The following is a 15,762-nucleotide window of genomic DNA, read 5'->3' on the forward strand; positions in this document are numbered from 1 at the left end:
TTAAGCTCGCACGGTAAAAGACTAAAGAACTATAAGCTCGTCATTGAGAGCGGTGAGTCAAAATATGTGCTATCGAAAAAAACTTAACAAGGCGTTTAACTACACTCCGGCCTCAAGCGGCCTCCGTCGGACAGCCAAAATCGTACTTCGCGCCGGCTGCCGGTTAGCTTATCGTTAGGTTTACATTGATGAAGTACTTCGGTTTTCTTATTGCCGTACTCTCTATAAGTGGTTGTGTCATTCAACCAAAGAAATGTTCGATGGCGCAGCCTTCAGAAGGCTGGGTGTATATTAAAAAGCCGCCTGCAGAGGTGACGGAAGCAGCGGCAATACAAATTGAGAGCGGAGCGCACCATCTATGGTTAAAGAATAAAGATGGCCGTTATGGATTTTGTAGTCGGCCTAGAGGTCACGTTGATTGTTCATATCATTTCGAAGAAATAGATATAGTCAATAATAATTATGAGCAAGTTACTTTAACAATATCTACGTGTGGTAGCCCCTATTAATGAATAGGCCGCAAAACCTAAATCTGGTAGCCGGTAGTTTTAGCTACCGGCCCCCGGAGCTCCCATCGTGCGGGTCCGCAATGAGCGGTTCCCTATCCGTACAACGGTAGTGTCGGGCAGATCTTCATTTGAGTTGAGTGTCATGGCAGTGTGCTAACTCAACTTATCCGATTGGAAACATATCGGTAGGCTAGCCCTGTCTTTTAACCCACGGATTTCAGGTTCAGGCCTTGACCTTACCCAAGGTAATAATCTTGGTATTAGGCTACTATGCCATCGGCTGACTTCTGTTTAATCATCCTGACCAAGACGCTGCTATATTCCACCACCTTTTTATGTCCCTGCGATAGTGCTAGCAGGTTGGGCCTACTTATGAGTCTGAGGCCACGCTGACAGCTTCACCCTAGTAAACTAAACAGATTCGCCAGATAAGAACGTGAACGCTCACTATACCACTGCATCATTGACTCTATCTGTTAGGTGTCCTTGGCCATCCCGCCTCCAGGCTAAGCCTTATATGATGCTCCTGTTCGTCAGCTCGCATTTGCTAGCAGCTTACTCCCTACAAGACCTCACGGTATTGCAGTTGCCATTAGCTAGTAGTTAGCATTTAATGGAACCCATTAGTTCACGCTCATGCTGGGCGTACCAAGCCAATTAACTACACGTCTTTGGCACCCGATAGCTTACACGTCGCTTCGCTATGTTTCAGCTACGGGTTATTGAGGCGTTATGTTTCTGAGGATGACTGGTGCATAAAGATCAAGTTCGAAAATTTTATGAGGTTCTTTGGGATGCCCACGATAAGAAAGCAATGCCATCGATCCTGCATGAGAGCTTCTCCTTTAGAGGATCATTAGGACAGGAAAAGCGAGGTCACAAAGGTTTCGCTGAATATGTCGATATGGTTCACAAAGCGCTGGGTGATTACAAATGTATTATTGAAGATCTCGTAGAAGAGGGAGACAAGGTTTTTGCAAAGATGTCCTTTACCGGATTTCATAGAGATGAGTTTATGGGCTTTTTACCGTCACATAAACGCGTAACTTGGAATGGGTGTGCCTTATTTACCTTTGAAGGTGATCGAATCTCTGATGTATGGGTGCTGGGTGATTTAAAGAGCCTTGAAAATCAGCTCAAGAAAAACGAAACATAACAATCGCAGCCAGCAGGACCGTCGCTACGTGCCGACTTCTACTGCAAGGCGTTATGAGTAAAAAATGAAAGAACACCAAATACAAAAAGTAATAGACGAGCTTCCTGATGATAAGAAGATTCAGCTGTTGTGTAATTACGGCCATCAATTAACAATTCATGCCCGTGGTGGTTATGAATTTCAAGGGTCGGGTGTTACCGATCCGAGACTACTGAGAGACTGCAACGAAATTCAACACCGCGTTTTTCAAGCAGTTCGCGAAGTGGCTCAAGATTCAAACAATCAATTTTGTCTCAATAACGTTGGCGGCTGGATATCAGCCGAAGAAAGAAATGAAACAATACGTACAGCTAGTGTTCAAGCTTTTCAAACAGCACTGGCTAAACTCAACACATAACCAGGCACGCAATGCTCGGCCAAGGGAACCTTAGACTGGGTTGTCACTGCATCGTAGCGCCGGCCCATTCGCTTGGCGTTTAGCCTACAAAGGAATATCAATCATTGAGCAAGCACGTTGGCTGTATTATTAATGAACTTGAAGAATCAGAGATAGCTGATGATGATTTTAGTTTGTTTATGATTTTATTAAAAATTGATGATTCTGGAGAGGTGACATCAACTGAATCTATAGAGCCAATCGGTAAAATTGGTGTCGACATCGATAATGAAGAGTGCTTGTTTCATATAACTCCTTACGGCAAGCCTTTAAAAATATCTGAGGCATATGCAGAAATAGAAACTATTGATTCTAGGTTTTCTCTTGTCTCTGTAATAGAGAAAGAATTCGATGATTCATCATGGGTAAGAATGGATAATCCAGTAATTGGCTTTGGGGAAAATGTAAATGAAAAACGGTTTTTTATCGTATGCAGGGCTTAATAAAGGTAGGCAACTTCGCCCGCTAAAGGCGCGGGCTAGACTCGCTAACTCCCGCCTTTGCTACCGACGTTAGGCTCTCATATGAACGAAGCTCTAGTACTTGAATATTTAACCGATAGTGATGGTAGTACTAGGGATATTACGTTTACTCCAGCCACTTTGGCTTGTGTCGAAAAATTCATAAAGCTATTTCTCGAGGAATTCAGCGATGGCGAGCTTCAAGATCAAAACGGTGAAGTAGTTGAAATGTCTTCGGAAAGTGTAGTGTCTTACATCACACAACGTGAAGAAGGTTGTATTCATGGACAGCTGAAATCTAGAGATAGCTTTGTAAGACAAGTTCATCTGTTTCTCGATTGGCCTGAAGGTGAAAAAATAGCTGTTGAAATATCGTATTTTCCAAACGATCTTTGCAGTGATTTTACTACATCGATCTTTTTCAAAGCATTGAATAGTTGGTGGGATACTCTACAGACTAATGATGTATTCGTTAGGTATGAAAATGCTAGCTGGGAGTTTTATGATCCCGAGGGGCTGGGAGTCTTTTATCATGCTGTCAAGTCCTAGCTAGCACATGTTGTCGGACTGGTTTTCTGCTGTGCTCCAAACCAGCCGTAAATGCGGACGTTATGAACGATGAACACTCGGGCCAAATTTGTTTTTTTTCTATTGTTAGTTGTCAGCTGTACGAAGCAATATGATATTTCGCTAATAGTCAATGAAGCTATCGGCTTCAAGCCTAAAGAGGATTTCGTAGTTGTCAAGCGAGAGAAGGCTTCTGATATTGCAAAGTATTTCGATGACTATAACGAAATTTTCTATATAGAGATGTCAGAGCATGATCATGCTTCATTCATGAAGATCGTTGAGGAGGGTGGCTCCTGGAAGCTTCAGCCTAAATCTAGCCTTCCGGGCAGTAGTAACTTTCCGGAATGGGAAAAAATCATGTACTTCAAACAATATGGTCTTTTGACAATATTCAGAGTACGTGGCGACAGACGTGCGATTAATATTCAGGTCTACGAGCAGTGAGGCTCATAAATCGGGTAGCCGGTAATTTTTAGCTACCGGCCCCAACACCACCCATCGTGCGGGTCGCAATGGGCGGTTCCCTATCCGTATGAATCTCTACCCAACAATAGCGTCGAGCAGCTCTTCATTTGAGCTGAGTGTCATGGCAGTGCGCTACCTCAACTTATCCGACTGGAAACATATCAGTAGGCTAACCCTATCTTTTTACTCGCGGATTTTTGGTTCAGGCCTTCACCCTGTCCAAGGTATTAATCTTAGCATTAGGCTACTATGCCGTCGGTTGACTTCTGTTCAATCACCTTGACCATTACTGGCCCAGGCACCGCTGTGTTCCACCACTCTTGTCTACCCCTCGAGGCTAGTGGGTTGGGCCTACTTATGAGTCAGCGGCCACGTTAACAGCTTCATAGCAGCAAGCTAGACAGGTCCCCCCAGATAAGAAGGTGAACTTTCACTACACAACTGCATCATTTACTTTACCCGTTAGATCACCCGGCTTCGGTGTCCTTGGCCACCTCACTTTCAGGCTAAGCCTTATAGGATGTTTCTGTCCGTCAGCTAGTAGTTTTGCTAGCGACTTCCTCCCCACAAGACCTCGCGATGCTGCAGTTGCCATTCGTTAGTAGTTAGCATTTAATGGAGTCTATTAAATGGTGATCCTCCTACAGGGGACTTTCACCCCATTAGTTCACGTCCATGCTGGGCGTATCAAGTAAAGGCACTCGACGCCAAAACCTTCACTTCCCTATGGTTTTGACAGAATTGCGTTATGCATCAATCTCTCCACCAAACAATAGGTATGTCTATATGAACCAAATAGCAACGCAGGATGTAGTTCGCATATCAGATAGCCTTTCTAAGGGAATGGATAAACTATATAAGACTGGGGGGTTCGCATTAGCCTTTGGGTTTGCTGGCATTTTATCTATGGTATTGGCTAACATACCTGGACTAACTTTACCGTCTGAGTTATTTGTTGTTGGAGCGATATTGACTATCGGGTGCTTTTTATTTTTCGTGTATACCCATTTCCAAGGAGCACGAAAAGCACTTGCTGAAATCAATGAAAATAAGCCTCTGATTGATGCCGTACAAGATGTTTCTTTACAGGTCACAGAATTGACATCTGTTATTCAAGCGTACAGCTTTAAAAACCTGAGCAAAATACATAATACTTTAGAGGTTGCATGCCCTATTATTGAAGGTCTTCCCCTGGTTGGAGATAAAGCCAAAGAATGGGGATTAAATGATGCCTCAAGGATTTCAGGTATAATTGTGGATACTACTGAAAACACGAAAAACTTGGTAACGGAAGTTAAAGAAGCTCTTATCAAAGGTGATTTAAAGAAACTAAAAAGTTACTCCAAGGATCTTCAGCAAGCTGTGGACACAACCAAAGAGGCCCTAAAAACTAATGCTTAAATCGGGTAGTCGGTAGTTTCTAATTACCGGACCCCACACCACTCACCGGGTGGGCCCGCAATGGGCGGCTCCCTATCTATAATGAATCTCTACCCAACAATAGCGTCGAGCAGCTCTTCATTTGAGCTGAGTGTCATGGCAGTGCGATACCTCCGACTGGAAATATATCCACAGGCTAGCCCTGTCTTTTAAATCGTGGATTTTGGGTTCAGGCCTTCACCCTGTCCAAGGCATTAATCTTGGCATTAGGCTACCATGCCCTAGGCTGACTTCTGTTCAATCACCTCAGTCATTACTGACCGAGGCGCTGCTGTGTCCCAACATTCTTGTCTACCCCTCAATGGTGGCTAGTGGGTTGGGCCTATTTATGAGTCAGAAGCCGCGCTGACAGTTTCCCAGCAGCAGGCTAAACAGACCTCCCCAGATAAGAACATGAACTTTCACTATATAACTTCATCATTTACTCTACCCGTTAGATCACATGGCTTCGGTGTCCTTGGCCGCCTCGCCTTCAGGCTAAGCCTCATAGGATGTTTCCGTTCGTCAGCTCCTAGTTTTGCTAGCGACTTCCTCCCCACAAGACCTCGCGATACTGCAGTTGCCATTCGTTAGTAGTTAGCATTTAATGGAACCCATTAAATGGTGATCCTCCTACAGGGGACATTCGCCCCATTAGTTTACGCCCATGCTGGGCGTACCAAGTTTGTCAATGATCGTCCTTAGGGCTGGACAGCTTTAAACGTGGCTTTGCCACAAAGCTGCCCATTACAAATGGCGTTATATTTTTACTGAACTATGGAGTAGTAAATGAAAAGACCTACATGGGCGACAATAATTGGAGTGTTGGCAATTATTTTCGGGATATTTGGGGTTCTTGGTGGCGCTCAGGAAGTAGTCATGCCTTCGATGCTCGAAATGCAGAAAGAAATGATGACTGAATTCAGTAAAGGGAAAACTCCTGATGGAAAGGATATGCCGCAATTGACACTAGAAATTGAAGAGGAAGGTGAACCCAAACGAATTGAGTTTTCTCAAATGATGGAGTCTATGCAAGAACAGTTTAAGGTCCCAGAGTGGTATGAATCTTGGTCAATTGTTTTTGGTATTGTATCTATGGTCGTAGCAGGTCTGTATCTTATATCTGGAATATTTCTAATGATGACCAAAGATTTCGCAATAAAACTTTTCTACATAGCTATCGCTGCGTCTATTATTTGGGCCATTATTCAAGCAGTAATTAGCTCACAGTCAAATAGTGGGTTCTTGATAGCTAAAATACCTGGCTCAATCACTAGCATTGTCATCGATATAATACTTCTTATTGTGGTTCTCGTTGGCAGTAAAGAGGCTTTTGTTGCTCAACAAGAAGAAATATAGATCGGGTAGCCGGTAGTTTCTAACTACCGGCTAACACACCACCCATCATGCGGGTCCACAATGGTCGGTTCCCTATCCATAATGAATTTCTACCCAACGATAGCGTCGAGCAGCTCTGCATTTGAATTGGGGGTCATGGCAGTGCGTTACGTCAATTTTATATCCTGCTGGCAACATATCGGTAGGCTAGCCCTGTCTTTTAACTTGTGGATTTTGGGTTGGACCTACTTATGAGTCAGCGGCCACGCTGACAACCTCACTGCAGCAAGCTCAACCGATCTCCCCAGATAAGTACGTGAACTTTCACTACACAACTGTATCATTTACCCTACCCTTTAGATCACATGGCTTCGGTATCCTTGGCCACCTCGCCTCCAGACTAAGCCTTACAGGATGTTTCTGTTCGTCAGCTCGTAGTTTTGCTAGCGGCTTCCTCCCCACAAGACCTCGCGACGCTGCAGTTGCCATTCGTTAGTAGTTAGCATTTAATGGAGTCCATAAAATGGTGATCCTCCTACAGAGGACTTTCACCCCATTAGTTCACGCTCATGCTGAGCTTGCCAAGGTGCAGCAACGGACTTCCGGAAATTGTGCACGGCGTTAGGACTGTAAACCTGAAATGAAATTATTAGTAACCCTTATCCTTGTTTTCATCGCTCAGGATACACTTGCATGTCCGGGGCTAAATTGGACGCCAGGACAGTGGGCTGAAAATGCGAAAGAAGTTTATATTGGTAGAGTGTCTAGCATATCTATTCCTGAGTTGGAACATCGAGTGTTAAGCAAAGAGCAAGAAGGTTATTTAGTTCGTGGAGCGGAAAGAGTAATCCGAATAAAGGTATATGAAACACTGAAGGGCAGCCAAGAAAATCTTGTTCAGGTGAAATTAGGTTGGTGTCGTGGCGGTAAAGCGGATCTTGGAGAAATGGTAGTTCTTTATAGTCTTGGTAAGGAGTGGCACGCAAAGAAAGCTGGTAGTGCGATTGCCAAAACTAGAGCAGCCCTAACAAATAAAGACACCGGTCGTGGTAAAGCTACGCCGGTGCTTTAAACGTAAAACGTAGGGGAGTTTCGGTGTCGTTTCTCAGCAATATTTTCACTAAGGACAAAGCGAAGACTATGCGACTTGATAGTCTGGGTGAGTTTTCGTATGCCAACGATGGTAGAGACGAATATTGGAAGGTGGAAAAACCTGTAGGCCTATTACCGTCTAGATTTGATTTTGGTGCTGTTAGCGGAAGCCTAGAAGGTCCATATCCAGTAGCGCTTGACGCTTTTCGGTTCTATGCAGAAAGACCAGAAAATTTGCACTCCTACCTAAATGATCTCTTTTATTCCAAGCTTAAAGAAAAATATGGAGATTTCACTATAAAAGATATTCAATCAAATTTTTACCTTAAGTCTCTCACATGTAAATCCAAAGAAGAATTTGAGTTTGGATTTCACTCAAACAGTGATGATGTATTTGTAGAGCTATTTTGCAGAACTGGTTCGGTAACAGAAGTACATATTGATGAAGGCTGCTGTGAATACGTATAACCAATTAATCCACTACGCGCTTACGGCGCCGGACAGCCTACTCGCCGCTACACGACGCTTCGGCTACCGGTTATTGAGGCGTTAAGTGCAACCGTTAATAGAGTGCTGTATGTATAAATTAGTATTTCTAGTAGGCCTGATTTTTTTCCATTCCAAGCTGCAGCGGGCGTATGGGGAGTCAGTGCATTTGAGAACGATACTGCTCTAGATTGGGTGAGTGAAGTATCCAACTCAGATAATTCGCTAGTACTTTTTAAAAGTGCAATCGATGCGCCATCTAGAGGTGGATATATTGATGCTGACATTTGTTTCAATGCTATTGCAGCATCAGAAGTAGTAGCAATCATATTCAATGTACCGAGTGGAAAATATAATGAAGATATATTGAGCCTCGCAAAATCTCTCAAGCCAAAATTGAGCGAAGAGGCAGTGCCAAGAGCAGAGAAGGCTGTGGTAATTTGTAGTAGTGAGCCAGGCTCGGAATTAAAACAGTTGTGGAATGAATCGAAAGAATGGAGCTTCTATGTTAGTGGGTTACAGCTTCGCCTGAAGTCCGCACTTAAATCGGGTAGCCGGTAGTTTCTAACTACCGGCCTCACACCACCCATCATGCGGGTCATGAATACTAACCGGTTGGACCTACTTACCAGCCAGTAGCCACGCTGGCAGAATCACTGAAACAAATTACACATATTCCCCAAGATAGGAGTATAAAATTTCACAAATCAACTGCATCATTAGCCCTACCCATTAGATCACGTGGCTTCGGCATCCTTGGCCTCCTGACTAAGCCATATAGGATGTTTCTGATCGCCAACTCATAGTTTTGCTCGCAGCTTCCTCCCCACAAAACCTTATAGTATTGCAATTGTCACTCGCTAGTAGTTAGAGGTCATTAAACGGTGATCGTCCTGCTGGGGGCTTTCACAGCGTTGTTCATAACATGTCAAGTGCGATTCTTATTGCCCCCATCCTTTACGCGGGCACAATAGGGCCCCATAATCGCTCTTTATCCATAAGCAGGATTAGATTTCTTGCCTCAAATACACATGGAAGTATGTCAATAGCATATATGATTAATTGCCGAACACTCGAAGCTGGTACCTAGTGAAAACTCCCAAACGTCTACAGCCTCTCATCGATGATGGCTTAATCGATGAAGTTATCAGCCGCCTAATGAGCGGCAAAGAAGCCGATATATTTATTGTCCGTTGTCGTGACAAAATTCGTTGCGCCAAAGTCTATAAAGACGCAACTAAGCGTAGTTTTAAAAAGGCCGCACAATACCAAGAAGGGCGTAAAGTTCGCAGTGGTCGTCAAGCACGTGCCATGCAAAAACGGTCGAATTATGGCCGCCAACAGCAAGAAGAAATTTGGCAAAATGCCGAAGTTGATGCTTTATCCCGTTTAGCACGCGCTCATGTACGAGTTCCCAAGACTTTTGGTTGTGTTGACGGTGTATTATTGATGGAGTTAATCACTGACGAAGCAGGCAATGTCGCACCACGGCTTGGCGATGTGACAATGTCAGAAGAGCAAGCAATTCAAGATCATGCATTAATGATTCATTACATCATGCTCATGCTTCACGAGGGAATTGTACATGGTGATTTATCCGAATTTAACGTCCTAGTGGATGATTCCGGCCCTGTGATTATCGATTTACCCCAAGCTGTTAATGCCGCTGCCAATAACAGCGCACAAGAAATGTTCACTCGCGACGTCGACAATATGCGTCGTTATTATGGCAGATTTGCCCCCTCTTTATTACAGACTCAATACGCCAAGGAAATGTGGGCACTGTTTGAAGAGGGTAACTTAACGACTAGCTCAACGCTCAGCGGCAAGTTTGATGATGACGATGACAGCGCCGATGTCGACGCCGTGCTAGAAGAAATCAAAGCGGTGATGCAAGAGGAACTGGAACGAAAAGAGCGCATACGTGAATCTTCAGAAGATGCATAAATTTAGATGAAAGCACCCGGTTTAGTAACCTTATTGGTTGCTGCGGGTATTGCTTATTACCCTATTGCACAAATTAATGCATACACACATTAGGACACCCAAAGACTGGAGGATGCTGTGAACTGTAGAGTAAGCTCCCTTTCTGGGGGCTCTTACCCTTTGATTTATAGGTAAGATAGATTAAGTTCTGGGAATTGATATGCAGATTTTTGGAAATGCTATTTTGGATAAAAGAGTGGTAATCATGTTATAGAGTATTTTGGGTAGGAGTAGATTAGCAGGGTGTGGCTGAGAGGAAACTCCGGCAATCCCTATCCCGTGTACCCAGCGTTTATCGAGTTGGATGCAAGCTTGCTTTACCGTCTCTACTGATCCCAACAAACCTTTAAAGCGACTTTCTAAGTTCCAACTGAGATAGAGCCAGTGTTTTGCTGAGTTCCCCTGCCGCTCAAGGATAAGAGGCGTCTTTTGAGAAATGGCACTGCACTTTTTGGGGCTAAATGCCGGCCACTCCATTCTAATAACGCCAAATAGTGATCCAGCTGAAAGGGCAACCCTTTCGGCATATTAAGGCCACTTTTCCACTAAGCTCCTCATTGGGCGGTACCCTGTAAAAACACACCAGAGGATTGAGTTGTAAAGCCCTTAACTGAATAACAGCTGTTCTAATAAGGAGTCGGTCGCTAAGTAACTAACTCCAAAAATGCTAAGCGGCTAAATACTACCCTTAAACTTAACTAAAAGTTAATGGTCAAGTAACTCCGCATTAGTCGGGTACTTTTCAAGGAGTTCAATAAGCTTTTTAGTGCCATCTACAGGCTTTAGGCTAGCAAGCGTTCTTCGTAAAGCTCTTATCGTTGTAATATCTTTCGAGTTGAACAGGATTTCTTCACGGCGAGTACTGCTTTTAGCAATATCCAAGGCAGGGAAAATTCGCTGTCTCGCAACTTCCTTTGACAATACTACCTCCATATTTCCCGTACCCTTAAACTCCTCAAATATCACCTGGTCCATTCGGCTTCCGGTACCCACGAGTATCGTTGCTAGAATCGTAAGTGAGCCACCACCTTCAATCTTCCTAGCAGCGCCAAACAGCTTTCTGGGTATCTCCATAGCCCTGGCATCTATCCCGCCAGACATCGTACGCCCCCTACCACTCTGCTGCGCATTATGTACCCGTGAAAGCCTTGTCAACGAGTCAACCACGATCATTACATCCAGGCCTTCACCGGCTTCCTTACAGGCCCTATCATGGAGTTCATTAGCTACTCTCACATGCTCTTCATAGCTATGATCAGAAGAGGACGCATAAACTTCGGCCGGTACACTTCGCTTAAAGTCAGTAACCTCCTCTGGCCTTTCATCAATAAGTAAAGCGTACAGCTTTATTTCGGGGTAAGCCTTCCCCACTGCTTGGCAGATATGTTTCAGGATAGTGGTTTTGCCACAGCCCGGTGGAGCCACAATCAAGCCTCGTTGCCCCTTACCAATTGGCGTAATCAAATCCATCGCCCTTACCGTAAGTTGCTGAGAACCTGACTCAAGGCGAATAGGCTCAGATGGGTTAATAGCTACTCCATTTAAGAACCGTTTCTTTGGATCAGAAGTATCCTCTTGCTTTTTATCAGTCTTCTTAGGCTCCGTATTTCTCTTTACCTTTAAGGATAATATTTTTCTGGACATAACATGCTCTTTATAAATCAATCGAGACCGGGGAGATTATTAATGATTGTCGATGGCTGGACAAAAGATTAGTACTCCCCCAAATTGGATACTATAGCCAGAACTTGCGGCTAAGCGATTACCTTTCCGAACCCCAGGCAGACAAATAGTCCTATTAAAACCCGAGAACACCGATTAACGTCAGCCGTAACCATCGAAACACCGACCAGAAGGTTGAAAAAAACGAAGAATCGTTTCTGATTGAGGGTTCACACCAGGACACCCACAGATTGAAAGATGACACTGGAAATGATACAGGCTTTCCACCTTAACGGCCATTTCTCCTGGTCTGGCTCGGACGAAGTGAAATGCTGAAAAAATATACTTTAGGTTTGAAAATTACGTAACTTTGGCCAAATAGGCCTTTGGATTGCTCACCTGAGGTGGCAGAACGAATACGCTGCTGAATGGAAATGTGATCAGAGTCCAGCGAGGTTTTTTCAATGTCAGCTCGGATAGGATTGAGATCGACATAGACCATGCAGGTAGCCAAGGCTCTTTCATCCAGTAACGCCTTAGACTTAAAATGGTCTTGCCAGGAGATGCCTGTACAGTGATCTTCTATGTTGGCTTGGTGGGCAATAGATTCGTTTAGGCAGCGCATAATCCAGTTGATATCCATTAATCGCTCTTATCCGAGCTTGATCAACTCTTTAAGTTTGTTCTCTTCAGTGCGGTCCAGCGAGGCGATCTGAGTGAAGAGCTGAGCCAAACTAGAAGCTTTGAGGAACTCTTGCCAGCGGAGAATGGCCTCAACATCAGATCAGGTATTGGCCGTTTTAGCATCAATATAGAGCAGCACATGATAGTAATTACTCTTTACCGCATAGGCAGTGATATCCAGCGCAAAGATAACCACCAGCTTTTGCATTTCAATCTCAATCCACTGGCGCCGGCGCTCATTATCCCTCCCCTCTTCCACAAAGGAATGCTCTGCTTACACAGCGGGAGACTCAGTGACAGTTTGGAGTCGTATCAAGAGAGATCTGTGAGCGGCGAGGCTGGGTGATGGGGTATGGGCTTAACTGTTGATTTTCGTATTGTGTCAATGGTTATGAAGCCTTAAGCTCTACTTTTGATAGGTGTCAAGAAACGGCCTTCTAAGATAACATTAACCGGCTCCATTTCTGTGGCGACTGAGTAAAACGTTATGTGAAATCGATATGAACAAAATAGAGCTTGCCCGAAAATATATGGACATATTCTATGAAACAAAGGACTTTGATTCATTAGACCTAATACTAAATGAAAAGCTGGACTTTGAAGGGCCATTGTTTAAATGTAAATCGGCCAAAGAATATATAGAATCTCTGAAAAATTCACCTCCAGTTGATGTATCGTATGAGATGGTCGAAGAATTCCACAATCCGAATTCAATATGTTACATATATAAATTCACTAAAAATTGTAGAAGTACATTAATGGCTCAAACATTTCATTTTGAGGTGGGTCGTATTAGCAAAATTCGTCTTGTTTTTAATCCAGAAGAAATTTCATAAACTGGGTAGTCGATGGTTTCTAGCTACCAGCCCTACTCCATCTATCGTACGAGCCCGCAATATGCGGTTCCCTATCCTTAATGAATATCTACCCATTGGATCACATAGCTTCGATGCCCCCAGCCACCTCTCCTCCAAACTAAGTGTTATAAGAAGTTTCTGCTCGTCCGCTCACAGTATTTTGCTGGCGGCTTCCTCCCCACAAGACCTCTCGATGTTGCAGTTGCCATTAGCGAGTAGTTAGCATTTAATAGAGCCCATTAAACGGTGATGCTCCTATATCGGACCGTCATCTTAACCCATCCCCATGCTGGGCGTACCAAGTTAAGGCAGCAAGGGCGCTTTACACCGGGACGTAGTAATCTGCACCCCGACTTAAGACGTCAGGTCCCTAAATCGAGCAGCACCAATAATTCATGCGTAAATCTGATAGACTTTTTCAGCTAACAAATATCCTAAGAGCCCATCAGCCTATTACAGCTAAAGAGCTTTCAGAGCGTCTTTCCGTTTCTGAGAGAACTATTTACAGATATATGGATGACCTCTCTGTATCTGGGGTTCCTGTATATGGAGAAGCCGGAATTGGATATAGGCTTTCTAAAGGGTTTGAATTACCTCCTTTACAATTAACAGAGCAAGAATTAGAAGCTTTGATCTTGGGTGTAAATATGACATCCTCTTGGACAGGACCAACTCTAAGCAAAGCATCTCATTCTTTATTGAGTAAAATTGAAGCTGCTTTGCCAAATAAGACTTTAACTCAGTCAGGTGATCAACGATCAGTAAGATTTCCAGGTGAGCATATCCGATCTATTGATTTTGATTATTGGGATGAAATCCATCAGCTCATACACGAAAAACGGTGGGTACAACTTTGCTACAAATCATTATCAGGCAAAACAACTGACAGAATAGTTTTCCCTCTTGGTCTATTTTTCTGGGGAGGAAGATGGACTCTTGGCAGCTGGTGCAGTCTAAAGAGTGAATATCGTGATTTCAGACTTGACCACATAGACACTCTGAAATCTGCGGCTGCCCCGACACAGCTTCCTGTCAATGTTTCCTTGAAGAACTACATAAAATATCAAAAAAGTCAGTCTTCAGATGAAACTCCTGACACAACGCTGTCAGTAGGGTAGATGGATAATTGCATCTCCAAAAACAACGGAGATAAGTATGATTTTCAAAAATAATACATCTGAATTCTTAGGTTTTGAGTTTGCTGTATTCCAGCTCAAAGACGGTGTTACAGAGGAGCAACTTTTAGCTCTTTCCAAGGAGGTAGATGATAAGTTTCTATCAAACGAAAAAGAGATTTTATCTCACTTCCTACTTAAGGGCAAAGATGGAAAGTATGCAGATGTTGCTATTGCTACTACTCAAGTAAAAGCAGAAGAAGTATGCCAGCTCTGGCTTCATAATGATGTTACTCAAAAATATTTAGAGCTTCTTGACCAAGAGTCAGTAGACATGTCTTTCTGGTCGAGAATCAGCTGAAACAAGGATCTAAATCGGATAACCGGTAGTTTCTAGCTACCGGCCCCCACACAACCCATCATAAAGATCTACAACTAGCGGCTCCCTATACGGAATGAGATTCTACCCAACGATAGCGTCGAGCAGCTCTTTGTTTGAGGCGAGGAATCATTCTTTAGTAGGCAAAAATCAATTTGATCTATGCTGGGACATTCGAGAGTGAAAACAGGCAAAATGTGAGGTGTCTTAATACATTGAAATTTTCTACAATAGATCTCATAGGCACTCTGCATTGGGTTATGTAATTCCAGCAGGGTATGAGCGTAAATATGCATAGCTAGAGTTTCTACTTTTTGCAGGCAAGACTAGGTACCGAATGAATATGCTAAAAAAAATTCTTATTCCTCTTTTTGTTCTGGTACTTCCAGCATGTTCAACACCATACCAGCCTTATGGATTTGGTGGTGGCTACAAGGAGGAAAAGGTATCAGATGGAAAATACAAGCTACTTTTTAGTGGAAACGGCTTAACCTCTAATGAGCAAGTTAAAGAGCTATGGCATCGTAGGGCATCAGAACTTTGTCCAAACGGTTACTCTCAAAGCGATATGAACGATGAGCCTTTTAGTGGTTTCAGTATGGTTTATACAGGTGGCGTATTTGTACCAATTGGTGACCAATTCCCAGAGCTTGTAGGAATAGTAACCTGCCTTCAATCCAATCCTACGTCAGATAGCTGATAGTTTCTAGCTACCGGCTCCCACACCGCCCATCATACTAGTCTGTAATGGGCGGTTACACATCCGTAGTGAATTTCTACTCAACGACCACCTAACGAATCACGTGGCCATGCTGATAGCATCATTGCAACAGGTTAAGCAGATCTCTACTCATGGAGCGTGGACTTCCACTAAAAAAATGTATCACTTACTGTACTCATTAGATCACCCTGCTAGGGCTTAATTGATGTTTCTGCTCGTCAGCTATTACGACTACCTGCCCACAAGATCTCGCGGTGTTGCAGTTGCCATTCGCTAGTAGTTAGCATTTAATGTAGCCCATTGAACGACGACCTTCTTACAGAGGGCTTTCATTTCATATAGGGCATGCCCATGCAGAATGTGCCAAGCACCGGAAATTTGATATTTACTCCAACGCTTGTTTTCTGTTCACTGCGCTTATAATGC

19 protein-coding genes are annotated in these 15,762 nt (G+C 43.7%); 16 read left to right on the forward strand and 3 right to left on the reverse strand.

The features are described from left to right. The first annotated feature begins 188 nt into the window (after window positions 1–188). From ACJJI6_RS11190 to ACJJI6_RS11245, 12 genes are all read left to right on the forward strand, one after another. On the forward strand, window positions 189–509 hold the full coding sequence (locus ACJJI6_RS11190) for a hypothetical protein (RefSeq protein ID WP_444894831.1): 321 nt from the start codon (window positions 189–191) through the stop codon (window positions 507–509). A gap of 751 nt (window positions 510–1,260) precedes the next feature. Further along, complete coding sequence (locus ACJJI6_RS11195; protein ID WP_475713418.1) at window positions 1,261–1,665, forward strand: ester cyclase; 405 nt, start codon at window positions 1,261–1,263, stop codon at window positions 1,663–1,665. 64 nt (window positions 1,666–1,729) lie between these two features. Then, complete coding sequence (locus tag ACJJI6_RS11200) at window positions 1,730–2,062, forward strand: hypothetical protein (protein ID WP_444894833.1); 333 nt, start codon at window positions 1,730–1,732, stop codon at window positions 2,060–2,062. A 104-nt stretch (window positions 2,063–2,166) separates the two neighbouring features. Next, on the forward strand, window positions 2,167–2,544 hold the full coding sequence (locus tag ACJJI6_RS11205; RefSeq protein ID WP_444926989.1) for a hypothetical protein: 378 nt from the start codon (window positions 2,167–2,169) through the stop codon (window positions 2,542–2,544). Window positions 2,545–2,625: 81 nt separating this feature from the next. Beyond that, window positions 2,626–3,111 (forward strand): hypothetical protein, encoded by a 486-nt coding sequence (locus ACJJI6_RS11210; RefSeq protein WP_444894835.1) that lies wholly within the window; start codon window positions 2,626–2,628, stop codon window positions 3,109–3,111. Between the two features lie 69 nt (window positions 3,112–3,180). Beyond that, window positions 3,181–3,576 carry a hypothetical protein gene (locus ACJJI6_RS11215; protein ID WP_444894836.1) on the forward strand — a complete coding sequence of 132 codons (396 nt, stop codon included), beginning with the start codon at window positions 3,181–3,183 and terminating at the stop codon, window positions 3,574–3,576. An 807-nt stretch (window positions 3,577–4,383) separates the two neighbouring features. Next, window positions 4,384–4,998, forward strand: coding sequence for a hypothetical protein (locus tag ACJJI6_RS11220; RefSeq protein ID WP_282931626.1), 615 nt, complete (start codon window positions 4,384–4,386; stop codon window positions 4,996–4,998). Window positions 4,999–5,805: 807 nt separating this feature from the next. Further along, window positions 5,806–6,375 carry a hypothetical protein gene (locus tag ACJJI6_RS11225; protein WP_444926988.1) on the forward strand — a complete coding sequence of 190 codons (570 nt, stop codon included), beginning with the start codon at window positions 5,806–5,808 and terminating at the stop codon, window positions 6,373–6,375. A gap of 619 nt (window positions 6,376–6,994) precedes the next feature. Then, window positions 6,995–7,426: a hypothetical protein gene (locus ACJJI6_RS11230; protein ID WP_444926987.1), complete on the forward strand. Its 432-nt coding sequence runs from the start codon at window positions 6,995–6,997 to the stop codon at window positions 7,424–7,426. Between the two features lie 23 nt (window positions 7,427–7,449). Further along, window positions 7,450–7,914: a hypothetical protein gene (locus ACJJI6_RS11235; protein WP_444926986.1), complete on the forward strand. Its 465-nt coding sequence runs from the start codon at window positions 7,450–7,452 to the stop codon at window positions 7,912–7,914. A gap of 123 nt (window positions 7,915–8,037) precedes the next feature. Next, a complete protein-coding gene (locus ACJJI6_RS11240) occupies window positions 8,038–8,493 on the forward strand; it encodes a DUF4259 domain-containing protein (RefSeq protein ID WP_475713450.1) in 456 nt (151 codons plus the stop codon). 528 nt (window positions 8,494–9,021) lie between these two features. After that, on the forward strand, window positions 9,022–9,879 hold the full coding sequence (locus ACJJI6_RS11245; protein ID WP_475713419.1) for a PA4780 family RIO1-like protein kinase: 858 nt from the start codon (window positions 9,022–9,024) through the stop codon (window positions 9,877–9,879). A 744-nt stretch (window positions 9,880–10,623) separates the two neighbouring features. On the opposite strand, the gene rho is transcribed toward ACJJI6_RS11245, so the two are convergent. From rho to ACJJI6_RS11260, 3 genes are all read right to left on the reverse strand, one after another. Beyond that, entirely contained in the window at window positions 10,624–11,562 is a 939-nt protein-coding gene (gene rho / locus ACJJI6_RS11250; protein WP_475713420.1) for a transcription termination factor Rho, read from the reverse strand. Between the two features lie 307 nt (window positions 11,563–11,869). Next, window positions 11,870–12,223 (reverse strand): hypothetical protein, encoded by a 354-nt coding sequence (locus tag ACJJI6_RS11255; protein WP_444894841.1) that lies wholly within the window; start codon window positions 12,221–12,223, stop codon window positions 11,870–11,872. A gap of 141 nt (window positions 12,224–12,364) precedes the next feature. After that, a complete protein-coding gene (locus ACJJI6_RS11260; protein WP_475713421.1) occupies window positions 12,365–12,523 on the reverse strand; it encodes a hypothetical protein in 159 nt (52 codons plus the stop codon). Between the two features lie 241 nt (window positions 12,524–12,764). Between ACJJI6_RS11260 and ACJJI6_RS11265 the strand changes: the two genes are divergently transcribed. The 4 genes from ACJJI6_RS11265 (at window position 12,765) to ACJJI6_RS11280 (ending at window position 15,315) form a co-directional block, all read left to right on the forward strand. Then, on the forward strand, window positions 12,765–13,100 hold the full coding sequence (locus ACJJI6_RS11265) for a hypothetical protein (protein ID WP_444894843.1): 336 nt from the start codon (window positions 12,765–12,767) through the stop codon (window positions 13,098–13,100). Between the two features lie 416 nt (window positions 13,101–13,516). Then, window positions 13,517–14,239 (forward strand): helix-turn-helix transcriptional regulator, encoded by a 723-nt coding sequence (locus ACJJI6_RS11270; protein WP_444894844.1) that lies wholly within the window; start codon window positions 13,517–13,519, stop codon window positions 14,237–14,239. A gap of 37 nt (window positions 14,240–14,276) precedes the next feature. Further along, the gene (locus tag ACJJI6_RS11275; RefSeq protein WP_444894845.1) at window positions 14,277–14,597 is read left to right on the forward strand and encodes a hypothetical protein; all 321 of its coding nucleotides are present in this window, start codon (window positions 14,277–14,279) and stop codon (window positions 14,595–14,597) included. A 355-nt stretch (window positions 14,598–14,952) separates the two neighbouring features. Then, a complete protein-coding gene (locus tag ACJJI6_RS11280) occupies window positions 14,953–15,315 on the forward strand; it encodes a CC0125/CC1285 family lipoprotein (protein ID WP_444894846.1) in 363 nt (120 codons plus the stop codon). Window positions 15,316–15,762: the final 447 nt, after the last annotated feature.

This window comes from Microbulbifer maximicatervae (SeqCode), from assembly GCF_056232625.1.